This window comes from Halodesulfovibrio sp. MK-HDV (genome assembly GCF_009914765.1).
Classification (GTDB): domain Bacteria; phylum Desulfobacterota; class Desulfovibrionia; order Desulfovibrionales; family Desulfovibrionaceae; genus Halodesulfovibrio.
Genome location: NZ_WYDS01000021.1, coordinates 23,745 through 49,980, shown reverse-complemented (window position 1 = coordinate 49,980; position 26,236 = coordinate 23,745). Strand labels below are relative to the sequence as shown.

Genomic DNA, 26,236 nt, shown 5'->3' with positions numbered 1-26,236 from the left:
CCATTAACGTATTATTAGTTACAGGAGCGTCTAAGAGACATCTGTAAACCATTTTTTCATTGTCGTTAGCATTTTATTGAATGTAGAGCTTTCACGCTTTGGACTGCTGCTACTAAAGTGAATATCGAAATCTTCTTTCTCAGAACCGTAGTTAAGTAGTCCAACCGCTGTTGCGAATTTAGGACTGTTAACTACATCCTTCAGACCACCCACACCGCGCGGATACCCAATACGGGTTGGCAATCCAAAGATTTGCTCACCGAGTTCCTGACAGCCTTCGATAAGTGAAGTGCCACCAGTAAGAACAATGCCCGCACCAATAAGATTCTTAAAACCGGACCGTATTAGCTCTTGATCAACGAGAGTAAGAATCTCTTCCATGCGTGGTTCACAAATTTCTGCCAAAACCTGACGAGAGAGTTTTCTTGGTTCTCTACCGCCAACGCTCGGCACTTCGATAACTTCATCACCTTGCACTATTTCAGCCAGTGCACAGCCGTACTTCATCTTAATTTTTTCCGCACTCACCATTGGAGTACGCAAACCAAAGGCAATATCGTTGGTAAGATTCTGTCCACCCATCGGTATGACCGCTGTATGTTTAACAGAATCATCTGCAAATACGGCAATATCGGTAGTTCCGCCACCAATATCTACTAGTGCAACACCAATTTCATTTTCTTCTGCGGTAAGTACGGCTTTTGAGGACGCCCAAGCTTCGAGAACAATATCGGAAACATCAAGGCCGCTTCTGTGACAAGAACGAACAATATTTTGAGCGCTTGTCACTGCCCCTGTTACGATATGTACCCGAACTTCCAAGCGAACGCCCGCCATGCCGAGCGGATCAGCAATTCCGTGCTGATCATCAACAATAAATTCTTGTGGCAATGTGTGAATTACTTCGCGGTCAAGTGGAATAGCTACAGCTTTTGCTGCATCCATCACTCGCTCAACGTCACGGCTACAAACTTCGCCGCCTTTTACAGCAATCACACCATGGCTGTTGAAGCCTTTTATATGGCTGCCGGCAATGCCGGTATATACTGAAGCAATTTCGCACCCTGCCATTAATTCAGCTTCTTCCAAAGCCTTCTTAATTGACTGTACGGTCTGCTCGATATTTACCACCACGCCTTTACGCAAACCAGTGGATGGAGCGGTTCCAATGCCCACAATATCGACCCCGCCCGGAGAAGGTTCTCCGACTACGGCACAAATTTTTGTCGTTCCAATATCAAGGCCCACAATGAGGTCGGACTTAGACATGCAACACTCCTCTTTATCTAGCTTGCCGGTTTGGACGTAATCCCAGTATTCACCCAGACGTTTTTATCTTCCGCCTTGATGCTGCGAACATTTGCAAATTCGCTACGTCGTTTCAGGTCGTCAATGGTGGCGACCAAATGACGCACATTAGAAGACCAGTTTTCTACGCCAATACTCAGCATAATATTTTCTGACTCCAGAAACATCGTAATGCCACCGCTCAAACTCAGTTTAATCCATGCAGCTTTTTGTGATGAAACTGGAAGTCTAGAAGAATCCAGTTCTGCCACCAATTGTGGTAAACGCTGCAATAGATACTCTGTGCCGGCTTCTACAGATAAAAAAGGAAGGGAGGCAAATTTATACGTGCCTACGTAGTCAATGGGGTTTCCTTTTTCATCTGCATACACAATACGATTATCTTGCCGCATCCAGTACCTTGGTTTGCGCTCATCAATAGTGATTGCAAGATTACCCGGTAACTGACGCTTAACTGATACGTTTTCAACCCAAGGGCTGCGAAGCAGTTTGTACTCTATATCGGAAATATTTACTGCGAGACTGTTCTCACCATTTTTAAGATGAGCTAGATTCAAAACGTCTTCTTGTTCCAAACGAACGTTTCCAGAAATCTGAATTTTCTGCACCGCAAAAAAAGTACTGTTTGTAATGGAACGATAACTGAATAACAGTCCGATACTTATTATGACAATAAATGTCGATCCAGTAAAGAGGGTTATCGCCCAAGAAAGCAACAAAGAAGTACCTTTTGCATGGATAAAATCGGAAAGCAGACGTCTATAGCTTTTCTTCACTAAAGAATAAGGAGCTTTTTTTTGCCTTCTTGCAGCCATAGTGCGTTACCCAATTACTTTTACTTCGAGCTCTAATGAATACCCAGAATCGGCCAAAACAGTTTGTTGCGCCATATGCAACAACTCAAATGCTTCTTTGCTTGTGCCGTTATTAACGTTGATAAGAAAATTTGCATGCAATGGTGAAAAAGCAACACCACCATAAATTTTCCCTTTAAATCCAGACCTATCCAGAAGCATACCAGCACTAATGCCTTCCGCAGGATTCTTAAAAACACACCCTGCGCTGTGTGCAGAAACGGGCTGAGTAGCCTTTTTTCTTATTAGATTATCATCGATAACTTTTCTTATTTTTTGAGAATCGCTTTTATATAGCTTGAAGGCACTACTCAAAATAACGGGCTGCTCATTTACAGTCGGAATAGAAAAATGTCTATACTGTAATACTACATCTGTTTTTTTGAACACTGCAGTACCAATTTTTTTTATGAAAACTTCTACAAACTCTAAACAGTCTACAACCTCACAACCGTAAGATCCGGCGTTCATTGCCACTGCTCCGCCCACAGTTCCGGGTACTCCGGCCAATCCTTCCAGTCCTGCATACCCATGATTTGCACACCAATTTAAAAAACGGGGCAGGCGGTAGCCCGCCCCGACATGTACAGTGACAGTATCATCGGTTTCATCAATGCAAACCGGATCAGTGGTAACAGCAGGATTAACAATCACTACTGGCAGCTCGCCATCTTTCGCAAGCAAATTGCTTCCGCGTCCAATTACGAGGGGCTCTCCGCCCAATGAATGTAGAATATCCGGCAACTGTTCACAGTCATCAGCGTGCGTTAACACCACTTCCGCAATGGCGCTGCCGCCCATGCGAAGCGTTGTACGCTTACTGAAGGAAAAAGCCTGATGAACAGTAATCGCCATTAGTTCGCTCCGTCCAAATAACCCTGACCAACAGTCCAGATATTACCCGCGCCTAGTGTAATGAAGATATCGCCGTTCTGTAATTCTTCAGGTAACTTTGCAGAAACTGCTTCAAAATCTTCGCAGTATTCCACTTTAGTTGAAGATGCCTGACGAATGCCGTGTGCCAACGATTCACCGTTAATACCAGGAATCGGAGACTCGGATGCTGGATAAATTTCTGTAAGCAACAGCTTGTCCACACCTTCGAAAGCGGTGCAGAACTGGCCGAACAATGCCTGAGTGCGGCTGAAGCGATGCGGCTGGAATGCCACAACAAGCCTACGATCAGGGAAGCATTGACGCGCTGTAAGAATTGTAGCTGCTACTTCTACAGGGTGATGACCGTAATCATCAATAACGAGAACGCCGTTGCGCTCACCTTTGCGCTCAAAACGACGACCAACGCCGTTGAAACCGGTAAGGCCGGAGAGACATTTTTCCGGAGAAATGCCGGATTCAATAGCAACGCCGATTGCGCCAAGGGCATTCAAAATATTATGACGTCCCGGTTGTGAAAGCAGAACATCGCCAAGTTCTTTTCCATCAAAAACAACGGTAAACTCAGATTTTTCGCCGCATGACTTTTCAATTGCGCGAATATCGTTCCCTTCCTCAAAACCGTATGTGATCACGCGGCGCTTAATCTGCGGAAGAAGACGCTGTACGCCTTTGTCATCACCGCACACAATATTTGCACCATAAAATGGAACACTATTCATAAACTGAACAAAAGCTGCATCGATTTCTTCCTGTCCGGAGTAGAAATCAAGATGGTCACAATCTACGTTGGTAACAACAGTAATGATCGGGAACAGGCACAGGAATGAACCATCAGACTCATCTGCTTCTGCAATCAAGAACTCACCGGCACCAAGGCGTGCATTTGCGCCATACGCGTTGAGGCGACCACCGATAATAACTGTCGGGTCCGTATTTGCTTCGTCAAAAATAGCTGCTGTCAACGATGTGGTGGTAGTCTTACCATGAGTACCGGCAATCGCAATACCAAGACGAAGGCGCATAAGCTCTGCAAGCATTTCTGCACGTGGGATAATAGGAATGCCCATTCGTGCTGCTGCTAGAATTTCCGGATTATCGGCAGAGATAGCCGTAGAACGAACAACAACCTGTGCGTCTGTAATATTTGCTTCTGAGTGACCGATGTTTACGGTTGCACCAAGTCCGCGTAGTCGCTGAACAGGGGCACCATTTGATAAATCAGAACCAGTTACGTTAAAGTCTAGGTTCAGTAATACTTCAGCAATGCCGCTCATTCCTGAGCCACCAATGCCGACCATGTGGATATTTTTAATTTTAGAAATCATATTCTAATCCGTTGATTCATTTTTTTCCGGTTCATTATAAGGATGAACCAGAGATTCAAGAGAAGATTTGGGCAGCAGATCCAGTATACAGCTCACAACACTTGCTGCGGCCTCCGGTCTACCAAGTTTTTTGGCTGCCACACTCATAGACTGAAGCTTTTCGTCGCTTGTCAGTAATTCAGTCACGATGGAATTCATATCTTTTTGGTCAAGCTCACGTTCTTCCACCACTACAGCTGCACCCTTTGTTTCCAAATAGCGGGCATTATGCACTTGGTGATTATGCGTTGCATGAGGATACGGAATATAGAGTGCTGGCTTACCGGCAACTGTCAATTCTGCAATTGTCGTTGCACCTGCGCGGCAAATAACCAAATCAGCTGCGGTATACGCCGCCGCCATGTCATCTACAAACGGCTCAACAATGTATTGATCCATCCGTCCTTCAGCATACGCAGCCTGAATTCGTTCAAAATCAGTCTTGCCTGTTTGATGATGGACTGTGCAGCCAAGCTTTTTCAATGTCGGTAACATATCGACAACTGCACTGTTTACAGCTTTAGCACCAAGGCTACCACCGCAAACAAAAACAGACGGTGCAGCAGCGTCCAATGTTTTAGAAGCACTACGGATATCCGCAATGGCTGCACGGACAGGGTTGCCTGTCAAAACTGTGTAATCCGGTTCAAAAAATTCCTGTTCATCCGGCAGTGAGATAAAAATGCGCTTGGCAACTTTACTCAGCAATCTGTTTGTTAAGCCGGGAACAGAGTTCTGTTCGTGAATTGCTACCGGAACGCCGCATAATTTGCCGCCAACGCAACCGGCAACAGCAGCATAGCCACCAAAACCGATTACAACATCCGGATTGAATTTTCGAATAATGCGCATGGACTTAAGGGCTGAAATGCCAAGTCCAACAAAAGCGCCGATGGCTTTTACACCGCGACCGAGTACACCGCGAACAGGAAGAGCCACAAAAGGGATACCTGCTTTTTCTACCATCTGACGTTCCGGACCGTACTGTCCCCCGATAAAGAGAAACTCGGCTTCTGGAAAACGTCTTCTAATCTCTTCGGCAACAGCCAAAGCAGGAAAAACATGCCCGCCTGTGCCACCTGTGGTTAATACTACTCGTTTCATTTTCTACCTCTACTCTCGCGCTCTTCTTGGGAACGGGAAAAATTCAGTAAGAGACCAGTGCAGAGCAACATTGCGATAAGGTTACTGCCGCCATAGCTCATGAAGGGCATGGCGATTCCTTTTGGAGGAGCAGCACCCATAACAACTGCGAGGTTCAACACAGCACCAAGGGAGATAATAAGAGCCAGTCCAAAAGTGATAAACTTATCCCGCAGTTCGGTCTGCTTGTAGGAAATGGTAAAGGCTCTGAAGAGCACCATTCCCATCAACACGAAAAAGAGGGACATGCCCAAAAATCCGAGTTCCTCACCTACAACGGCCATAATAAAGTCGTTGTGGGCTTCCGGCAGATAGAACAACTTCTGCTTTCCTGCTCCAAGCCCTTGCCCGCTAAAGCCTCCTGAACCGAAAGCATAAAGCGATTGCACGAGCTGATAACTGATGCTGTCTGCATCCTTGAACGGATCAAGGAATGCCAGCAAGCGTCTATAACGATACGGAGATTGCAGAATCAACAGGGAACCGGCGCCTAAAGCAAGCAATCCGGAACCACCGAGGTACAATGGACGAGTACCGCCATACCAGCACATGAAAAAGAGCAAAGCTGCCAGTACTGCTGCTCCGCCGAAGTCCGGCTGAATCAACAACAAGGCACATAAAAATGCAGTTATTAAAAATGGTGGGATAACACCTTTTGAAAACGTTTTGACTAATTCCTGCTTGGTGCTGAAAAAGTATGAAAGGTACAGCACCAGAGAAATCTTCGCGAATTCCATCGGTTGAACCGAAAACGGTCCAACACTGATCCAACGACTTGCACCATTAACCTTAACTCCTAACGGAGAAAGTGTAATAATCAAGGCACATATTGACATGCCAAGCAATGGATAATGCAGTTGGTAGATCAGACGTTTTGGCAGCATTGCACAGATACTCATGGCCACAAGGCCAATGCCGGCAAACATAAGTTGTCTTTGAAAGAAGTGATACTTACTTCCAAAGTGACGCTCTGCCATAATACCGCTGGAACTCAGAACCATTATCAGCCCGAACGCAAGGACACATAGGACTGCGATTAAAAGCATCCAGTCCATCGAAATTGTTGTGTCCTGTCGTTTATCAGCCATGCAATGACTCCACACTTCGCCGGAATACTCCGGCAATTATCTATAATTATTCGCTGAGAACACCGGCGATTCGTCTAAAATCGTCGCCGCGTGCTTTGTAGTTTGCATACTGGTCAAAGCTGGAAGTCGCAGGTGATAGCAACATTACGTCACCGTCATGCGCCTTGTGCATTAGTGATCGAGCTGCATCTTCCATAGATTCATGCCACTCTAGATCCACAACACCATTCCATGCAGATTCAAAAGCGGTACGACTGTCACCATAAAGTGCGACAGCACGAACATGTTTTTTCAACAAGTTCGCAAGAGAGCTCAAATCACCGCCCTTGTAATGACCACCGGCAAGAAGCAAAACAGGCTCTGCAAAACTTTCCAGTGCAGCGCGGACAGAATCAACGGTTGTCGCTTTGGAATCATTCACAAAAACAATCCCACGGCCTTTGGCAACCGTTTCCAATGTATGCGGTGCTGCGGAAAAATCTTCGACTGCTGCAAGCGCATCCTCAAGTGTCACACCAAATTGTTCGGTCGCTGCAAAGGCAGCTTCCATATTCAAGCGGTTATGCACACCATGAAGAGAAGCCTTCACAAATCTACCAGTGTCAGAAAAGACATGCTGCTCGGCACGCTGTAGTCCAGCGTTGTTACTATCAGAAGCAAGCTTCTGTGCTTCTTCACCCAGCAGTGCTTTGTCACTCTGTTCCATATTGGAGAACAGTTGTAACTTGGCGTCGGTGTATTCCTGCATATCTTTGTGATAGTCGAGATGGTCTTCGGTTACATTAAGCAACACTCCGACAGTCGGACGGAAATGGCGGCATGTCTGTAGCTGAAAGCTTGAAACTTCCAGTACGAGAACGTCCGCTTCCTGCTGCTCCAAAACAAACTCACTAAGCGGTGTCCCGATGTTGCCACCGAGAAAAACACGCTTTCCAGCTTCACGAAGCATAGCATCGCAAAGACGTACAGTGGTTGTTTTCCCGTTTGTTCCTGTAACCGCAATAGCTGGAATATGAGGCACGCATGACCATGCGAGTTCCATTTCAGCCAGCACTACAGCCTGTTCAGGAATAAACGAAGCAAGCTTGAGCATTGGAACGCCCGGCTTGGTACTACGACATCTGCGCCTGTAAACTGTTCTGAAGTATGAGGGCCGAATGCGGTCTCAAACCCGCATTCGGCTATAATTTTACGGAAGGATTCCGGAACGGATTCCTCGTTCATGTTCACAATGCGTACAGAGGCACCAAGAGAATGCAGCAATCTTGCAGCGGCCTGACCTGAACGGCCGGTACCGACAACTACGGCTTTGCACCCTGGTGTGACTACCTGTGGTCTATATTCCACGAGTAACTCCTTAACGCAGTTTGAGAACACTGAGAGCCATTACGCCGAGTAGGATCGAGATGATCCAGAAGCGAATAATGACTTTAGATTCCGGAATACCACTTATTTCAAAGTGGTGATGGATAGGTGCCATCTTGAATATTCGTTTCTTGCGCAGCTTATAGGAACCTACCTGAAGAATTACAGACAGTGTTTCCACAACAAACAAGCCACCGACAATAACCATCATCAGTTCCTGTTTGCACAGCACAGAAATAAAACCAAGAGTGCCACCAATGGAAAGAGAACCAACATCACCCATAAACACCTGTGCCGGATACGCATTGAACCACAGGAAACCAAGTCCTGCGCCGACAAGCGCTCCGCAAAATACGGTGATTTCGCCTACACCCGGCACTGCTGCTACTTGTAAGTATTGTGACAAAGCAGCGTGACCGGCAATGTATACGAACACGCCGTACACAAGTGCGGTGACAACAGCCGGAACAATGGCGAGGCCATCCATACCGTCTGTAAGGTTCACACCGTTTGACGAGCCGAGAATAACGACCATGGCAAACGGAATATAGAAAAGTCCTAAATCTGGACTCACATTTTTAAAGAGCGGAACATACAATTCAGTGGAGTATGCCGGAAGTTGAACCAACAGGAACAACGCGAGTCCGGAAATAATTATCTGTCCTAAGAATTTGGAGCGGGCAGACAGTCCCTGATTTTCTTTACGGCGTAACTTTGTAAAGTCATCCATAAAACCAACAAGGCCGAACCCTATATATACAAGCAACGTAAGCCAGACATACTGGTTACTTAAGTCACACCATAAAAGGGTACTTATAATAAGTGAAAACGCGATCAAAATACCGCCCATTGTAGGCGTACCAGCTTTGCCGGTATGACAGGCTACTTCTGACTGAATGTACTGTCCGCATTTGACCTTTTTTAACCAGTTAATAAAATATGGACCTAAAGCAATTGAAAGAATGAGGCTGTAAGTAACGCCCCAACAGTTCTAAATGAAATGTATTTAAATACATTCAAAAAGCTCAGATCAGAGCTGAGCGGGTAAAGCAGATTATAAAGCACCAGTAATCCCCGTTGTTCTACAACGACAGAAATTGTCGCAGAACACAGAAACAAAACGCTCAAGCTTATTACCACGCGAACCTTTAAATAAAATGGTTCCGTCGTTTACACCTAGCGTTTTGCACAAGTTAAGAAATTGCTGCGGCGTTTCCACGCTGTGGAATTCCCCGGTAAAGTTAGTCTCATCAAGACCTTCTTTCACCGCATTGCTGTTTTTGCCAATCCAGCACACAACGTCAGCATTAGATTCTGTAATCTTTGTGCCAAGGTCTTTGTGTGCCTCGTAAGCCTGCTCCCCCAGTTCCAGCATTTCACCCAATACCAAAACAAGCGGCTTATCTTCTGCCAGCTCAGACGCTGTTTCCAGCGCGCGGACACAAGACAGCGGATTCGAATTGTAACAATCGTCTATAACAAGCCAGTTACCACGCTGGGAACAATTAAACCGTCTTTCCGGTAATGTTGCCTGCGCGAAACCCTGAATTATTTCTGTAGACTTAAGTCCGATAATGTCTGCGGCAGCAGCCACTGCGATTACATTTTCAGCTGCAAACGCGCCCCTGAAAGGAGCAATTACATCAAACTCTTTGCCACATAAGTTAACACAGTATTTCCCCTGAATGTCTGAGACAGCCCCACTGTACTCTGCGTAATACGCACACTCAGGATCTTTAGTGCTGAAATACCGCATTTCATCAAACTTTTTAGTGCATGCTTCTGTCAGATCAGGATAGTCCGCAGAGACAAGCCCTACACCACCCGGCTGAACATATTTCAAAAGCTGCGACTTGTAGTGAGCTACACCCTTGTCACCCAGACCTTCTGTATGACCTTCACCCACGTTCAAAATAATACCAAGGTCAGGTCGCAAAATGTCACCAAGCTCGTCCATGTCGTCCGGCTTGCTGATACCTGCTTCCATAACCCAATATTTTTCATCACCAGTTGCGCCAAGAATGGACACCGGTAATCCGATCTGATTATTCAAATTAAGATGGTTTCTAGCTGTGCTACCACGGACAGAAAGGACTTCTGCAAGCAGTTCCTTTACAGTTGTTTTGCCCGCAGTTCCGGTAATACCGGTGACAATAGCTTTGGTCAGCAAGCGATGATACGCTGCCAGTCTTCCAAGAGCCACTACACAATCCTGCACCATCAAAAGTGGTACGCCGCCTTCGTGACATTCCATCTCCATCATCTCATCCATAGAGAAAGGAGGACGTTCTGCCACTATGCCGCATGCACCGCGTTTTAAAGCCGCTTTAGCAAAGTTATGACCATCAAACCGCTCGCCTGAAATACAGAAGAACAGCTCACCGCGCTTCAGCACGCGGCTATCAGTCTGTACGCCAATAAATGCCATATCTTCCGAGTCACCAAGAAATCCGACAGCACCCATTGCGCTCTGAATTTGACCGAGCGTTAACTTCACTAGAGCAACTCCTTAAGAATTGCCTGATCGCTGAATGATACTTTTTTTGTGCCAATAACCTGATAATCTTCGTGGCCTTTGCCGGCTACGAGAATACAATCACCAGGATTTGCAATGGATACGGCAAGCTCGAGAGCTTTTTTACGATCCACTTCAACGTGCACTTCTTTACAATCAGCAAGACCCGGCTTCACATCATCGAGAATAGCATCGGGATTTTCTGTACGCGGGTTATCAGAGGTGAGCACCGCGACATCAGATCCTTTTGCTACTGCCTCACCCATAATCGGACGCTTTGTCCGGTCACGGTCACCACCACAGCCAAACACGGTGATAATGCGTTCAAATCCTGTCTCACGAAGAGCAGAAAGAACGTTCACCAACGCATCAGGGGTATGTGCATAGTCTACAAAAGCATAAATGCCTTTGTTGGTTGGAATGCGCTCAAGACGACCGCAAACCCCATTGTATCCAGAAAGGCTTTGCATCTGTGACGGGGTAAGCCCCATTCCAATCCCTACAGCCATTGCTGCAAGCAGGTTGGAAGCGTTATGTGTACCTACCATCGGTGAAACAATAGTCCATTCCTTTCCTTCGAAAGTGGTATGGAGTTTGAGACCGTCCACGGTAGATTCTACAATATCGCCACGCAGAATACGGCAACCTTCAATTTTTTGATCGGTTAACGTAAAGCCGATACCGTTAGTCAATTCCGGTAATAAACGCTTACCGTAACCGTCATCCAGATTCACAACGCCAAGTTTTGCGACGTCAGGAACTGCGGTAAATAGCTTTTTCTTTGCTTCATAATACGTTTCCATATCACCATGGTAATCCAGATGATCCTGCGTCACATTTGTGAGCACACCACCGGAAAAATGAATTCCGGCTGATCGGTTCTGATCCAGAGCATGTGAAGATACTTCCATGAATGCATTTTCAACACCGGCAGCTTCCATACGGGAAAGCAAGGAATGTAATTTTAAACAGTCCGGTGTCGTCATGTTGGCAACTATCTCAGTACCCGGCCAGCGATACGCAACAGTACCGATAACACCGGTCTTGCGTCCTGCCTGAGCAAAGAGATATTCCAGAATACTGGTAACAGTTGTCTTACCGTTTGTGCCGGTAACACCCACCAGTTTCAGGTTAAGATCAGCCGTGCCAAATCGGGCAGAGGCTAATTTGCCGAGAGTTTCTTTAGGATCTTCTGTAATAACAAACACTGCGTCTGCAGGGTCTGTTGGAATATTTTCTTTGCGGCACACAATGTATGCGGCACCATTTTCGATGGCGTTTCCAATAAATTTCCCGCCGTCACAAGAGGCACCTGGAAGCGCGATAAACACGTCTCCCTGCGTCACTTTGCGGGAATCGATATGCAGTGTGAGCAAACCAGTTGCTACTTGCTGCTCCAGCTGTTCCATAGGTATAGACTGCGCCATATTACGATTGCTCCGATAGCCAGAGTGTATATTGCTGTTTACTGCCGGCAGACCACTTTGCACCCGCTGCCGGTTTTTGTTTTTTCACAAAAGCTCCACTACCCTTTACGGAAGGAATTATGCCCTGACGCGCATATACTTCCATTGCGAAGCGTATAGATCTGCCCCGTAAATCAGGAACCGAATTACTGGAAGCCTGAGGCTTGCCGCCTACACCAAAACGTCTTTCACCGTATTTCGGCTTAATCGTCGATGGAGCTGCTGATGCGAGCATACGGGACTTTTCAAAGTCGGGTAATGTGCCATTGAGAGCCATGTACCGCATTGCGATTTCTTTAAACGCTGGCGCGGCAACCTTGCTCCCGTAATAGTTTTTAGCCGGTTCATCAACTACAACTAATGTGATGAACCTCGGATTTTGCGCCGGAACCAGCCCGACGAACGAAGAAGTATACTTGCTACCGTACCCGCCACTGCGCTTTGCTTTTTGCGCTGTACCTGTTTTTCCGCCGATGGAAACACCAGAGATCGCAGCGCTTTTGCCGGTACCGGAATCAACAACGTCCTGCATCATTTTGAGTACAGTGTGAGCTGTTTCTTCTGAAAAAACCCTCTGGGAATTTTCTTTGAGTACTTTTTCATTTAATGGAAAATTTTTTACCAGCCGCAACGGTTTTCGCACTCCACCGTTTGCAAGAACAAGGAACGCTTCTGCCAATTGAGGCATCGTAGAAGCAAAGCCCTGCCCGAAGGCTGCGTTGGCAAGGTCTACCTGTGTCCATCTATTTAATGGACGTAAAATGCCGGTAGACTGACCCGCCAGCGGCAATGCCGCTTTTTTACCAAATCCCAAACGGACAAGGTAATCTCGATACTTGGTAGCACCAAGTTCGAGTCCAATTTTGGCTGTGCCAATATTACTTGAATGCGTCAGTACTTTTTTGACAGTGAGCCACTGCATTTTTTTAGTATCGCGGATGCGAACATTATGAAGCTTCCACCTGCCATTTTCACAAAAAAACAGCGTGTCCGGCTTAACAACGTTCTCTTCCAATGCAGCTGCTATAAGAAATGGCTTGATAGTCGAACCCATTTCAAAAGCATCCTGCGAGATGCGATCTCTGCGTTGACTGGCAGAATACTGCCCGAACACGTTCGGGTTGAACATAGGAGCCTGAGCCCATGCAAGGATGTCGCCACTGGCAACATCAACAACCATCGCTCCGCCCCATTTGGCATCATATGCATTCACTGCATATTGCACTGCCTGTTCAGCAAAAAATTGAATTTCAGAATCGATAGTCAGGGTAACGTTATCACCCTTGAGCGGGGTCGTTTCTTCTGCACCCTGTAAAAAGAGTCTTCGTCCTGCGGCATCGCGCTGCACAACAAATTTTGAAGAAGAACCAGTAAGCGTTTTGTTAAACGCGTATTCAATACCGGCCAGCCCCTTTTCGTCAATCCCTACATAACCAAGCAGGTTACCGCTCAGCATCTTGTTAGGGTATACACGTCCAAATTCAGTCTGAAGATAAACACCCTTCAAACCTTGTTTTTTGATAGCAGCAGAAGCTCTGTCGTCGATCTTTCTTTTGATCCAAACAAAGTTCCGACCTTTTTTAATTTTCTTGCGAATGTACTTTGGATCAACTCCAAGAATTCTGGCAAGACGAACAGAAACGGTGTACGGGCTTTCAACTTCATAAGGACGAACAAAAACGGATTTAATTGCAAGAGTGGACGCCAGAACTCTGTTGTCCCTGTCGAGAATTTTCCCTCTACGTCCTGTAACCAATTCCGAAGTAAGGTGCTGGCGAAGAGCTCTTCCACTCAGATTTCGGGTGTCCACAACCTGAAGACTATATGCGCGTCCCCATAAGGAACACCACACTAGTGCAAGACCTACTGCAACGCACAAAAACCGCACACGGCTCCAGTCCCGCTTTTGTGGAGCAGAATCCCGGTTCGCCGAGGCGGTTCTTTTTGATTTAGTAAGTGATCTATTTCGCGTTGCCTTAGCCACGGCCACTCCGTCAATCCTTAACAGGTTTGTTTGCCATGCGCCTTAATTGCCCGACTTGAGCGGCTTGCATACCAAGTCGGGCGGCATCTTTCTTCAGCCTATACGGAGACAGTAGGTTGTCCCGTTCTAACTGAAGTCTTGCTGTATGGGCTTTCTTTTTATTGACGCTTACCTGAAGTTCTTTCAGAGCATAGCCCATGTTCACCTGTTCGATGTTCAACCACACAGTGGTAAGACATAGAGCTAAGGTGACCACTCCGGACAGGATCAATGCAAGAATCCATACATCAAACTTTTTTGCCATCGGCTTCTCGCTACAGTTTTTCAACCACGCGCAATTTTGCGCTGGAAGAACGGGAGTTCAACTTACGTTCTTCATCGGTTGCAGTAACTGGCTTTCTGGTTATCAGCTTTACGTTAGGAGTATGGTTACAAATACAAACAGGAATCTGTTTCGGACAAATACATCCGGTAGATTCTTCTTTGAACATGTGTTTAACCATACGGTCTTCCAAAGAATGGAAGGTGATTACCGCAAGTCGTCCACCAGGGCGCAAGCGATCCAGAATGCGTTTCAAGAATGCTTCAAGCTCTTCTAATTCGCTGTTAACCACCATACGTAACGCCTGAAAAGTACGTGTTGCAGGATGATTTCTGGATTTAGCACGCCATTTGGCCGGATACGCTTTTTCGACAATTGAAGCTAACTGTGTGGTTGTTTCAATTGGAGCGACAGATCGTGCTTCGAGAATTGCTTTTGCAATACGTCCACACATTGGATCTTCGCCGTATCGACCAATAATAAATTTAATTTTTTCGTATGTGGCCTTGTTAACAATAGAACTCGCAGGCGGCATGCCACCGGACGGGTCCATACGCATATCAAGCGGGCCTTCTGTCTTAAAGCTGAAACCGCGTTCCGGCTGATCGATCTGCATGGAAGAAACACCGATATCCAAAAGTGCTCCGTCCAGCTCGTCCCAGTTCACATCACGCAAAACCATTTCAAATTCGCTGAATCTGGCATGAGCGGTTACAACATTATCTCCAAACGGCTCAAGGCGCTTACGGGCGCGCTCAAGCGTATCAAGATCTCTATCGATACCGAGAAGATGCGCTTTTCCTTCAGTTTTTTTCAACAAAGCTTCGCTATGCCCAGCAAGACCAAGTGTGCCATCTAAGTAGTAGCCACCCGGCTTAGGGTCGAGATAGTCGATCACTTCGTTCAGCAATACAGAAACGTGGTCGTCCCATACTTGCTGGTTTTGTGCGCCATCCTGTTCGGAAGTCATTACTAATCACCTTATTCCTAAATCGGGAAATCAATCCCGCTTTCTGTTAATTCATCGGCAACGTCATCAAAGTTGAGTGTCATCAACTCTTCAAAACGAGTGTTATCCCAAATCTCGAACTTGCTTCCCTGCCCAACAAGCACTATTTCTTTCTGAAGTCCACCATAAGCTACATGGTCGGCAGGAATTCGAATGCGTCCCTGCTTGTCCACAATAATTTCTTCGGCTCCGCCAATAACGAGTCTTCGGAAATGACGCAACTTAAGAGATGGATTTTTTAGGCGGTGGAATTTTTGTTCGAACTCTTCCCAATCAGGCAATGGGAATCCCATCACACACCTGTCATAGGTAGTAAGGATGAGAGTCCCGCCTTCTGAGCGAGATAAAAGGATGTCCCTAAAGGCAGCAGGCAGCATTACTCTGCCTTTATTATCGAGACTTCGGTGGGATCGGCCTCTGAAATACATACGTCACCTCTACCACCTTTTACCACACTTTACCACCCCCTCTATTATAAGAATGGGATAGCGCGCAAAGTTGTAACTGGGCGTATGTAAAGTAAAACCGGTTTCACCCCTCAATAGCTCTTGACAATATGTCGCAAATCACAAAATATCGATACCATGAGAACTAAAATTATTGCCACCATTGGTCCGGCCAGTAACTCCAGACAGAAATTGTCTGAACTTATTGAAGCTGGTGTACGAATTTTCAGGCTTAACTTCTCTCATGGCGATGCAACCATGTTTGAAGGTCTTATTGCACTTATCCGCGAACTCGAAACAGAGTACGACACACCTATTACAATTCTTCAGGACCTTTCCGGCCCTAAGATGCGTATTGGTCAGCTCAGCGAAGATAGCTACACGCTGAAAAAACATGATCGTCTTGTACTCGGCCCTTCAGGTTCCGAACACGTGCGTCAACTTCCATTTATCCCGTTTGATGTTCCTGCGATCATGGAAACACTGGAAATCGGCGACAAGATCGTCCTTGCAGATGGTGTACTTCCATTCCGCGTGACTGAAAAACTCGACCTCGGCGCATTCGAGATCGAATGTCGTAACGACGGATTCCTGACCTCCCGTAAAGGTCTTGCTCTTCCAGGTAAGCCGATCAATCTTCCGGCTATGACCGATAAAGACAAGAAAGACCTGGGTGACGGCCTGCGTCTAGGCGTTGATGCTTGCGCACTCTCCTTTGTTCAGACTCCTGAAGACATTGAAGTAGCACGAAAAATCATCCTCGAAGCTGGGAAGAACATTCCAATTATCGCAAAACTCGAACGCCAGAATTCTGTTAATAACCTCGATGCAATCCTCGAAGTTACTGACATCATCATGGTTGCCCGTGGTGACCTTGGTGTTGAGTGCCCGCTTCCGCAGCTTCCTGCTATGCAGAAACGCATTATCGAAGCATGTAACCGCGCAGGCAAACCTGTAATCGTTGCAACCCAGATGCTTCTGTCCATGGTGAACAACCCTGTTCCTACCCGTGCAGAAACTACTGACGTAGCGAACGCTATCCTCGACGGTACTGACTGTCTTATGCTCTCTGAAGAAACCGCTATGGGTAACTTCCCGGTTCAGACAGTTAAGTACATGACTAACATCGCTCAGGAAGCAGAAAAATACTACTTTGAGCAGGAACGCGACATGACTCCGAGCAAAGGTCAGTCCACACCGGACTTCCTTGCATACTCTGCATGTCTCATGGCTGAAAAAGTAGAAGCTAAAGCACTTGTATGTCATTCCAACAGTGGCGCATCTGCTCGACTTATGTCTGCCCGCCGCCCGAACCAGCTCGTTCACGCACTGACTCCAAACGAAAATGTTCGTCGTGCATTGAACTTCTCATGGGGTGTTGTAACCGATCCGGTTGACAAATCTATTGAAGCCCACCTACAAAGGGCTGAAACATTTGTTGAAACATCCCCTGAATTCCGTGCTGGTGATCGCGTTGTTATTACTGCAGGACAGCCAAAATCCGGAGGACAAGCCAGGGGTACAAACTTGGTTAAAATCTACCATAAGTAAGTATGACAACTGATCACTCCGCTGCTTCCGAAAGCTTTAGAGAGGCGTATTACCAGATAGCTAAGTCTATTCTGGAAAGCTTCCCGAAATACAGGCCACCATTGGATCTGTTTGTGTTTAAAGATGAGTCTGCCACGCTTGAGACCTATTGCCGTAAAGGCCATAGACTCTCCAACGATCAGGTAGATGAAGTCCACAAGCTCTGTGCCAATGGAAGCCTGTTTGTAGCCCGAGCAGACCATGCGGTTTACTTTAAGCATATTGTCAAACAGCTTGACCTTGTGCTTGTTGATGAAAACTTAAAACAGACTGAAATCGCTGAAGTTATTATTCAGGCGTTAACCATCCGTCTTGAAGAATTTATTGACCAGCCTGTACGCCCAGTGTTTGAAACATTGTACAAGGATGTCATGGTCTTCACCGAGTTTCTTTCTCATGACAAGTTCCGCATTAAGCTCTTCATGCGTCGCCTAGCACTGAAAGAGCATACGCTCAGTTCGCACTCTTTTAACACTGCGACTGCCGGACTCTGGCTCTTCTTTGAAACCCGTAAGGATTTCAAACGCAGAGATTTAGACAAGGTTGCACTGGCGCTGCTTTTACATGATATTGGAATGTCAAAAGTACCTTCCTTTATCTTGTCCAAAACAGAGCCGCTTAAACGCGACGAGCGGGCAAAGATCATCGAACACGCCCTTCAAGGCGGTAAGGTGGTACACAAGCTTGGTTTTGCTTTCGACGAAATGGTGCAGGCTATTATGCAGCACCACGAGCGGCTGGATGGGTCAGGGTACCCTAACAAACTTAAAGGTGATGATATAGGTTGGTTCGGCAGAATTACTGCTGTTGCAGATTCTTTCAGCGCGATGATTACAGACCGTAATTACGCAAAGGCGTTGCCGCCTGCTGAAGCTGCTGCGTCCCTTCAAAAGGACGACAAACGATACGACAGCAGATATACCGCGCTGCTTAACGCGGCATACGCCACCAATCAGTTTTAGCATCACCGCTATTACGCCCATAAGAGACCACTGTTTTTCAGTGGTCTTTTTTTTTTGCCTGCTGTCCTCCCCCCCCTGCACCGCACATGATTATTCCCTTACACAATCTCTTAGAATAGCTATCATACTCATATATAGAGTACAGTTTACTGGCCACAACACGCAAAAGGACACACATGAATGCGTAAACGGACTGCTATTCTTCCATCTGTGCTCATAGCTATATTGCTCCTGTTTGGAGCAATATGGTTCTTTGTTGCGCAACAAAACAGCAGCTCCCCTCGCGTATTGCGAGTCGCCGAGGCGCAGCGTGGCAGTGTAACTGTGCAGCTGAAATCCACAGGCATCATTCAGCCGCAGGTTGGTGCCATTGTAAAAACTGGTACCCGCGCAACTGGCGTTATTGAACGTATGCTCGTTCAAGTCGGTGATAATGTGGAAAAAGGTGTGCTCATTGCAAAAATCGACGACAGAGAACAACGGGCGCAATATCTGGTTCAAGAAGCAGCATTGAGACAGGCACAGGCAGATCTGGCTAATGTTAACAAAACATTCCCCATTCAAATAGAACAGGCTCAGGAAACACTTAATGGCTCGCTTGCTGAACAACGCTTCACGTACCTCACATGGCAGCGCAATACAGCACTTGTGGCCACTGGCGTACTGGAACAATCTGCTCTTGATGAAGCCTATCAAAATTATGTGTTGGCAGTAACTCAGGCCAAAGCAAATGAAGATGCTCTTCACCTTTTGGAAGAAAACTATGTCACAGCGATCATTAATGCAGTTGAAACTGTTGCTTCCGCACAAGCGCAGTTGGAAAACGAGAGTATTCAGATCAGCTATACAGAAATTTATGCTCCCATAACCGGCCTTGTCAGTCAGGTCACAGCCCAGGAAGGCGAGACCGTAGTAGCAGGTTTACAGGTTGCAAACCTCATTACCATCCTCGACCCTACCCGTCTTGAAATGCTGATCTATGTCGACGAAACAGATGTTGGAACCGTAACTCGCGGCATGGCGGTGAACTTCACGGTTGATGCGTACCCAAATGTGATTTTCAGAGGAATGGTTGCTGACATTTATCCCGAAGCTGTCGTGCAGGACAACATTGTCTACTATCAAGCCCTTGTACCACTTTCGCCAAAAACGGCTCTCCAGCTCCGACCAAAAATGACAACTCAATGCTCCATCATAACCAAGGAAATTGATAGCGTACTGGTCGTTCCCAATGACGCAATCAAATGGGTAGATGGTAAAAAGTATATTTATATCGTTGATGCTGACGACAACGCAACGCCAGTTTCACCAACACTCGGAATTATGGGAGAAAACAACACCGAAATTATATCAGGTGTTGAGGAAGGCGATAAGGTTGCCACGCGCGTCATCATTCCAGCCATAGAAACTGAAGACGACAAGTAAACAATATGAACAAGCCAGTAATTGAAACAAAAGGGTTAACCCGAACCTTTTCTCAAGGTGGCCTCACTATCAGTGCGGTTAAGCCTCTTGATATGATCATCAATCACGGAGAACTTGTTGCGATACAAGGAACTTCCGGATCGGGTAAATCCACCTTGCTCCATCTCCTTGCGCTACTCGATCGCCCCACTGCCGGTGCATATTTTCTTGATGGTACAGACACAGCAAAGATGACTGACAACGAACAAAGTGACGCCCGAAACAAACTCACCGGCATTGTCTTCCAAAATTTCTATCTCATTCCATATGCCACTGCTGCTGAGAATGTTATGCTCCCAGGTCTCTACCGACGTGGGAAACAAACTCGTATACGCCAACGCGCTGAAGAACTTCTCGACTCAGTAGGCCTCGGAGATCGAATCAACTTTAAGCCATCCAGCCTTTCCGGTGGACAACAACAACGTGTGGCACTGGCGCGTGCGATGTTCAATAATCCACCTCTGCTACTGGCAGATGAGCCCACAGGACAGCTGGACACACATACCAGTAACGAAATTCTCGACCTGTTTGAAAAGATTAACGAAACCGGAAAAACCATAATACTCGTTACGCATGATCCGCTCACAGCAAACAGCGCCAGACGCCGCATTGTATTTAAAGACGGCGAAGTCATTAGCGACCAAGAACAAGAATCTGTCCGCAGCAAGAAAAGCCCGCAGACAGTTTCATAAAATAAATAACAACAAGCGAGGATACATTATGTATAAGCAACTAATTACATTTCTATTTGCAGTGGCATTTGTGGCATCTGCTGTTCCCGCTTCAACGGCATCAGCAGCTATAAGATTTGCAGTACCGCCATGGCCCGGTGCAATGGTAAAAACAGAAGTTGCCTCCCAAATACTTGAAGCAGTCGGATACGAAACCTCCACTATTTCCATGAATGCAAGTGAAGTCTACAAAGCTCTTGGGGACGGAAAGGTTGACGTATTTATGAGCGCATGGCTTCCCACACAGGACATGCTTCTTGAGCCGCTTTTAAAGAAAAAAACAATACGCATAGCTGGCGTTAATGTTCAAAACACTCACACCGGCCTCTGTGTTCCGGGATACGTTAGCGCTGAAGGCGTTAAGAACATTGCCGACCTTGCACCGAATGCTAAAAAATTTGATTCAACCATCTACACAATTGAACCAACCTCCGGCATGTATATTCTTGTCGAAGATCTCATAAAAAAAGATTTTGAAGGACTCGGCAGCTGGAAGCAAAAAGGGGAACGTGTAGACAAAATGCTCGACGACGTCATTAAAGCCTTCAAAGAAAAAAAATGGATTGTATTCAGCTGCTGGGAACCACACTGGATGAACCTGACTCTCGACATGCGTTACCTGAAAGCCATGCCCGGCTCCACCAAACTTATTTCAAAAAGCACCATCAACACCCTTATCCGTACTGACATTAAAACAGAATACCCAGACGCATTCATGATCCTCTCACGATTCAACGTAAGTAAGCTCACACAAGGGAAATGGACATACGATGTTTCATTGAAAAAACAGACTGTTGAAGAAACTGCTACAGCATGGATTAAAGGTAATCTTAGCGTTGTTCGACAATGGTTAGGTAATCTAAAAGGGGCAAACGGCGAACGGGCTGCGGATATAATAGAAACAAAATTCTAATTTTACCAAAACCGAACTTGACAATTTTGTCGAACAACTTGTAAAAGGAACCCATGAACAAACTCAACACCAATACCTTTTTTGCGTTTTTTGGTTTCCGCGGCATTCAGGCCTGCGGATCGGTTGAGTGTGTTCGAACGTAACACAAGATAGCTCTATACACCGATGAAACCGCAGGCGAAAGCTTGCGGTTTTTTTTTGCACTTAATTACAAGGGGAAGACACATGTTACTAGGACTAGGAAGCATTGAAACCGCACTGCCGTACTGGCTTTGCATCCTATCTACAATTGGTTGCGTTGCTTACGGAATTAAGAACTGGAACAACGCAGGCGAGCCTGACACCGTTACAGCTGAAGTTGAATCAATCGTGCAAGACTGCACGAACAAATAAGAGGGGAATCTGACGTGGCCGTCAAACTCATTACCGCAATGCTGTACTTTGCAGCAGTTTTTTATCTGGGCTGGAAAGGCTGGAAGGAGACCAAGGGCGCAAGCGACTACATGCTTGCTGGCCGCTCCGTTAACCCGTTCATTATGGCCATGTCATATGGTGCCACATTCGTATCCACCTCCGCCATCATCGGCTTCGGTGGTGTGGCAGCAATGTTCGGCATGCCGCTGCTCTGGCTTGCCTTCCTTACCATCTTCGTGGGTGTATTCATCGCGATGGTATTCCTTGGCAAACGTACACGCCGCATGGGGCTTACCCTCAACTGTCACACGTTCCCGGAACTGTTAGGTAAACGCTACAATTCTAAATTTGTGCAGTCCTTCTCCGGCGGAATCATCTTTTTCTTCATCCCAGTCTACGCAGCCGCTGTACTCACAGGGATCTGCCGTATGACTGAGGTGTCTCTCGGCTTACCATACGAATGGATGCTCATCGGTATTACCGCCATTCTTTCCCTCTACGTAATCACCGGCGGCATGAAAGCCGTTATGTACACTGATGCGTTTCAGGGAACAATTATGGCAGCCATGATGGTCTTCCTGCTCGGGTACACATATTATCTGCTCGGCGGAGTTATTCCCGCGCATGAAAAGCTCACAGCCATGGCACATCTCATGCCTGAAGCACTTCAAAAAGGCGGAATCCTTGGCTGGACACAAGGCTCAGCACAAGGCACACCGCTCTGGCTCGTTATCTACACCACCCTCGTCTACGGCGTAGGTATCGGCGTATTGGCACAGCCGCAGCTTGCAGTTCGTTTCATGACTGTAGCCAGTGACAAAGAGCTCAACAGAGCTGTCCTCTACGGTGCAATTTTCCTTCTGCTCACAGTGTTCGTAATCTTTGTCGTAGGCGCGCTTTCCAATGCTATCTTCCACGATCAGTTCGGCAAGATCAGCATTCAAATGGCTGGCGGAAACCTCGACAAAATTATTCCAGTCTTCATCGAAAGCATTATGCCGCCATGGTTCTCCGCAGCGTTCCTTCTCGCCATGTTTGCCGCTGCCATGTCTACACTTTCAAGCCAATTCCACATTGGCGGTACATCACTCGCACATGATGTATCTCAGGTAGTCATGCCGACAAAACGCGATTCCAAACAAGTGAACCAGCTCGGTATTATCGCAACAATTCTTGCCACACTCATCTGGGCATGGCTACTTCCTCCGTCCATCGTTGCACGCGCAACCGCGTTCTTCTTCGGGCTCACAGGTGCAGCATTCCTTCCAGCATACGTCTTCGGACTCTACTGGAAAGGCATGACCAAAGCCGGAGCAAAAACATCCATGGTCGGCGGTTTCACCGTATCCATGCTCTGGATGCTCTTTATCCACAAAAAAGAAGCCGTAGCAATCGGCCTCTGCAAAGCGCTCTTCGGTAAAGCCACACTCGTAGCAGACGCTGCACCGGGTAGCACAATGTTCCTGCTCCAGTGGGTTGACCCGAACGTAGTTGCGTTGCCAGTGGCCATTACTATAGCTGTAGTCGTAAGCCTCGTATCTCGCAGTCTTGCTGAAGATCATATTCAGCTTTGCTGGCAGAATAATTAAATACGGCTGACGTGTAGGTGGGTGAGGAGATGGCTCCTGTGTTTTTCTCCGACGGCTCTTTGAGAATTCTTCGAAGACTACTCTCCGAGGGGCAAGGGCGCTGCCCTGCACCCGCAAGGGGGACGCCCCTTGACCCTTTTTACTCGCGAAACAACCCGTAATTGTTCACCTTGGAAGCCGCGAACTAGCTAACTTTCCTTTGTGGAAACATTTGTCATAAAGCACTTACTGATTGAAAATATATTGCTACGTACTGAACGGACTGCTCCCATAAACAGAGTAGTCCGTTCTTTATTGATAACGGAAAGTTAGCTTATTCGCGGCTTCCAACATGAGATTTAGAAAATTGGAACGCGAATAAAAGGGGGTTAAGGGGCGAGCCTCTTGCGGGTGCAGGTGCAGCGCCAGTCAACCGTAGGCGATCTTCGAGCCGTACGGGAACAAGTGCCCTTGGGGTGCGCCCTTGTCCTTCGGAGAATCCTCGAAGAGCCGCCGGAGGCATCACCCACATTACACTTTTCGACTATATCGAAAAAATCATACTTTTCCGCTTTATCGAACTTGACATTTTTGTCTTATAACGTGTAGTAATTGACCTATGGAAACAATCAACCGCCATATGAATAGCTATTTTTATGCATATTATGGTTACCGCGTCATCAAGACCTGCGGATCGGTTGAGTGCGTGTAAGACGCACAGATTATGGAAATTATACCGACGAACCGCAGGTGAGAGCCTGCGGTTTTTTTTATGCAAAAGGAGGACATTATGCTGTTAGGACTCGGAAGTATCGAGACTGCTTTGCCTTACTGGCTTTGCATCATATCCACCATCGGCTGTGTTGCGTACGGCATTGCGAATTGGAACAACGCGGGAACGCCGGACACAGTAAAAATTGAATCGTTGGTGCAGGAAAGCACCGATAAGTAACGGAGAAATACGACATGGCCGTCAAACTGATTACTTCACTGCTCTACTTCGGGATCGTCTTCTACTTAGGCTGGAAAGGATGGAAGGAAACAAAAAACGCCGGAGACTACATGCTCGCCGGACGTTCTGTTAACCCATTCGTTATGGCTATGTCGTACGGTGCAACCTTTATTTCCACTTCAGCCATTATCGGCTTTGGTGGCGTCGCGGCAATGTTCGGCATGTCGCTTCTGTGGCTGGCATTCTTAAATATTTTTGTGGGAATTTTTATCGCGATGGTGTTTTTGGGCAAACGCACCCGTCGCATGGGCTTAGTTCTTAACTGTCATACCTTTCCGGAACTGCTTGGCAAACGCTACCATTCAAAATTTATTCAAGGCTTTTCCGGCGGCATCATTTTCTTCTTCATTCCGGTATACGCTGCTGCGGTTTTAACCGGTATCTGCCGCATGACAGAAGTTTCTTTAGGATTACCATACGAGTGGATGCTTATAGGTATTACTGCCATCTTATCCCTTTACGTTATTACTGGCGGCATGAAAGCCGTTATGTACACAGACGCATTTCAGGGAACAATTATGGTTGGCATGATGGTCTTCTTACTGGGCTACACCTACTACATGCTCGGTGGCGTTGTACCTGCACATGAGGCTTTGACTTCTATGGCAAATCTTGTTCCTGAGTCATTGCAGAAAGGTGGAATTATCGGCTGGACGCAAGGCACAGAAACAGGCTCACCATTATGGCTCGTTATCTACACAACCATTGTTTACGGCGTAGGTATCGGCGTACTTGCTCAGCCACAGCTTGCCGTTCGATTCATGACCGTTTCCAGCGATAAAGAATTAAACCGAGCTGTTCTGTACGGTTCCATTTTTATCCTGCTCACCATTGGCGTCGTTTACGTTGTAGGCGCACTTTCCAATGCAATTTTCTTCAACCAGTTTGGTAAAATCAGCATTCACATGGCTGATGGCAACCTTGATAAAATTGTCCCTATTTTTATTGAAAAAGTTATGCCGCCTTGGTTCTCTGCCATGTTTTTGCTGGCTATGTTTGCGGCAGCCATGTCCACCCTCTCCAGCCAGTTCCACATTGGTGGTACCTCTCTTGCGCATGATGTTTCAAGAAACATCATGCGTAGTAAAAACAAACTGAGCGCATCATCCATCAGCCAACTCGGTATTGTTGCTACTATCATTGCCACCCTTGTATGGGCATGGCTGCTTCCTCCATCCATTGTTGCACGCGCTACAGCGTTCTTCTTTGGATTAAGCGGCGCAACATTCTTACCTGCATACGTTTTTGGTCTTTACTGGAAAGGTATGACAAAGACTGGAGCCAAGGTTTCCATAGTCGGTGGATTTACCGTTTCAATGTTGTGGATGCTGTTCATCCATAAAAAAGAAGCAGCGGCTATCGGCCTGTGTGAAACACTGTTTGGAAAAGTAACACTTGTTGCAGATGCAGCTCCGGGCAGCACCATGTTTCTCCTCCAGTGGGTTGACCCGAACGTAGTTGCTCTGCCGATATCTATTGCATTGGCTGTAGGGGTAAGTCTTGTTTCCCGCAGCCTCGCTAAAGAGCACATCCAGCTTTGCTGGCAGAACTGCTCGTAGTTTCGTAAAAATTGAGACCCGTATGGTAGTAGAAAAAACACAGCAGTTCGAAGCAATTTGAATCTGCACAGAGCATGTGTTTTTTCTGCTACCTGCACGGAATCTCATTCAATATTTATTTATTCAAAAGAACGATTGGTGTACGCGTTGAGCCTGTCTCACTCCATACAAACGTCTCTGTAGATACATTTCCTGCCTTATGTATCTACTTAGGTTGAAAACATCCCGAACTTGCTTTCACACGGGCATCAGTCATTGATGC

Annotated in this window: 21 protein-coding genes and 2 pseudogenes; 9 read left to right on the top strand and 14 right to left on the bottom strand. The window is 46.7% G+C overall.

From position 1 onward, the window contains the following. Positions 1 to 30: 30 nt before the first annotated feature. From ftsA to mraZ, 14 genes and pseudogenes are all read right to left on the bottom strand, one after another. A complete protein-coding gene (gene ftsA / locus MKHDV_RS15520) occupies positions 31 to 1,269 on the bottom strand; it encodes a cell division protein FtsA (RefSeq protein WP_160716889.1) in 1,239 nt (412 codons plus the stop codon). Positions 1,270 to 1,286: 17 nt separating this feature from the next. After that, positions 1,287 to 2,123 carry a cell division protein FtsQ/DivIB gene (locus MKHDV_RS15515; protein ID WP_216846941.1) on the bottom strand — a complete coding sequence of 279 codons (837 nt, stop codon included), beginning with the start codon at positions 2,121 to 2,123 and terminating at the stop codon, positions 1,287 to 1,289. Between the two features lie 6 nt (positions 2,124 to 2,129). Further along, complete coding sequence (gene murB, locus MKHDV_RS15510; protein WP_160716885.1) at positions 2,130 to 3,017, bottom strand: UDP-N-acetylmuramate dehydrogenase; 888 nt, start codon at positions 3,015 to 3,017, stop codon at positions 2,130 to 2,132. Continuing rightward, positions 3,017 to 4,384: a UDP-N-acetylmuramate--L-alanine ligase gene (gene murC, locus MKHDV_RS15505; protein ID WP_160716883.1), complete on the bottom strand. Its 1,368-nt coding sequence runs from the start codon at positions 4,382 to 4,384 to the stop codon at positions 3,017 to 3,019. The genes murB and murC overlap by 1 nt, the downstream gene beginning before the upstream one ends. Positions 4,385 to 4,387: 3 nt before the next feature. Continuing rightward, on the bottom strand, positions 4,388 to 5,527 hold the full coding sequence (gene murG / locus MKHDV_RS15500) for an undecaprenyldiphospho-muramoylpentapeptide beta-N-acetylglucosaminyltransferase (RefSeq protein ID WP_160716881.1): 1,140 nt from the start codon (positions 5,525 to 5,527) through the stop codon (positions 4,388 to 4,390). Beyond that, positions 5,524 to 6,654: a putative lipid II flippase FtsW gene (gene ftsW, locus MKHDV_RS15495; protein WP_160716879.1), complete on the bottom strand. Its 1,131-nt coding sequence runs from the start codon at positions 6,652 to 6,654 to the stop codon at positions 5,524 to 5,526. The genes murG and ftsW overlap by 4 nt, the downstream gene beginning before the upstream one ends. Positions 6,655 to 6,700: 46 nt before the next feature. Further along, positions 6,701 to 8,001 (bottom strand): annotated as a pseudogene (gene murD / locus MKHDV_RS15490) (UDP-N-acetylmuramoyl-L-alanine--D-glutamate ligase). Positions 8,002 to 8,011: 10 nt separating this feature from the next. After that, positions 8,012 to 9,084 (bottom strand): annotated as a pseudogene (mraY, locus tag MKHDV_RS15485) (phospho-N-acetylmuramoyl-pentapeptide-transferase). Beyond that, positions 9,074 to 10,516: a UDP-N-acetylmuramoyl-tripeptide--D-alanyl-D-alanine ligase gene (gene murF, locus MKHDV_RS15480; RefSeq protein ID WP_160716877.1), complete on the bottom strand. Its 1,443-nt coding sequence runs from the start codon at positions 10,514 to 10,516 to the stop codon at positions 9,074 to 9,076. Before murF ends, mraY begins: the two are co-directional and overlap by 11 nt. Further along, positions 10,516 to 11,961 (bottom strand): UDP-N-acetylmuramoyl-L-alanyl-D-glutamate--2,6-diaminopimelate ligase, encoded by a 1,446-nt coding sequence (locus MKHDV_RS15475; protein WP_160716875.1) that lies wholly within the window; start codon positions 11,959 to 11,961, stop codon positions 10,516 to 10,518. The genes murF and MKHDV_RS15475 overlap by 1 nt, the downstream gene beginning before the upstream one ends. 1 nt (position 11,962) lies before the next feature. Continuing rightward, positions 11,963 to 13,984: a penicillin-binding transpeptidase domain-containing protein gene (locus MKHDV_RS15470; RefSeq protein ID WP_254060499.1), complete on the bottom strand. Its 2,022-nt coding sequence runs from the start codon at positions 13,982 to 13,984 to the stop codon at positions 11,963 to 11,965. Between the two features lie 10 nt (positions 13,985 to 13,994). Continuing rightward, entirely contained in the window at positions 13,995 to 14,288 is a 294-nt protein-coding gene (locus MKHDV_RS15465; protein WP_160716873.1) for a hypothetical protein, read from the bottom strand. Between the two features lie 10 nt (positions 14,289 to 14,298). Then, positions 14,299 to 15,276 carry a 16S rRNA (cytosine(1402)-N(4))-methyltransferase RsmH gene (gene rsmH, locus MKHDV_RS15460; protein WP_160716871.1) on the bottom strand — a complete coding sequence of 326 codons (978 nt, stop codon included), beginning with the start codon at positions 15,274 to 15,276 and terminating at the stop codon, positions 14,299 to 14,301. Between the two features lie 17 nt (positions 15,277 to 15,293). Then, positions 15,294 to 15,743 carry a division/cell wall cluster transcriptional repressor MraZ gene (gene mraZ / locus MKHDV_RS15455; protein WP_160716869.1) on the bottom strand — a complete coding sequence of 150 codons (450 nt, stop codon included), beginning with the start codon at positions 15,741 to 15,743 and terminating at the stop codon, positions 15,294 to 15,296. A 156-nt stretch (positions 15,744 to 15,899) separates the two neighbouring features. Here mraZ and pyk point away from each other — a divergent pair, with 156 nt between their 5' ends. The 9 genes from pyk to MKHDV_RS15420 all read left to right on the top strand — a co-directional run bounded on the left by pyk (position 15,900) and on the right by MKHDV_RS15420 (position 25,974). After that, positions 15,900 to 17,312, top strand: a complete 1,413-nt coding sequence (gene pyk, locus MKHDV_RS15450) for a pyruvate kinase (protein ID WP_160716867.1) — start codon at positions 15,900 to 15,902, stop codon at positions 17,310 to 17,312. A 2-nt stretch (positions 17,313 to 17,314) separates the two neighbouring features. Then, complete coding sequence (locus tag MKHDV_RS15445) at positions 17,315 to 18,313, top strand: HD-GYP domain-containing protein (RefSeq protein WP_160716865.1); 999 nt, start codon at positions 17,315 to 17,317, stop codon at positions 18,311 to 18,313. Between the two features lie 180 nt (positions 18,314 to 18,493). Beyond that, complete coding sequence (locus tag MKHDV_RS15440; RefSeq protein ID WP_160716863.1) at positions 18,494 to 19,738, top strand: efflux RND transporter periplasmic adaptor subunit; 1,245 nt, start codon at positions 18,494 to 18,496, stop codon at positions 19,736 to 19,738. Between the two features lie 5 nt (positions 19,739 to 19,743). Next, a complete protein-coding gene (locus tag MKHDV_RS15435) occupies positions 19,744 to 20,469 on the top strand; it encodes an ABC transporter ATP-binding protein (protein ID WP_160716861.1) in 726 nt (241 codons plus the stop codon). A gap of 28 nt (positions 20,470 to 20,497) precedes the next feature. Further along, positions 20,498 to 21,421, top strand: a complete 924-nt coding sequence (locus MKHDV_RS15430) for a glycine betaine ABC transporter substrate-binding protein (protein WP_160716859.1) — start codon at positions 20,498 to 20,500, stop codon at positions 21,419 to 21,421. Between the two features lie 225 nt (positions 21,422 to 21,646). Then, positions 21,647 to 21,814: a symporter small accessory protein gene (locus MKHDV_RS18625; RefSeq protein ID WP_162859884.1), complete on the top strand. Its 168-nt coding sequence runs from the start codon at positions 21,647 to 21,649 to the stop codon at positions 21,812 to 21,814. A gap of 14 nt (positions 21,815 to 21,828) precedes the next feature. Beyond that, the gene (locus MKHDV_RS15425; RefSeq protein ID WP_160716857.1) at positions 21,829 to 23,424 is read left to right on the top strand and encodes a sodium:solute symporter; all 1,596 of its coding nucleotides are present in this window, start codon (positions 21,829 to 21,831) and stop codon (positions 23,422 to 23,424) included. 769 nt (positions 23,425 to 24,193) lie between these two features. Beyond that, entirely contained in the window at positions 24,194 to 24,355 is a 162-nt protein-coding gene (locus tag MKHDV_RS18620; RefSeq protein WP_162859883.1) for a symporter small accessory protein, read from the top strand. A 14-nt stretch (positions 24,356 to 24,369) separates the two neighbouring features. After that, a complete protein-coding gene (locus MKHDV_RS15420) occupies positions 24,370 to 25,974 on the top strand; it encodes a sodium:solute symporter (RefSeq protein WP_160716855.1) in 1,605 nt (534 codons plus the stop codon). Positions 25,975 to 26,236 lie beyond the last annotated feature (262 nt).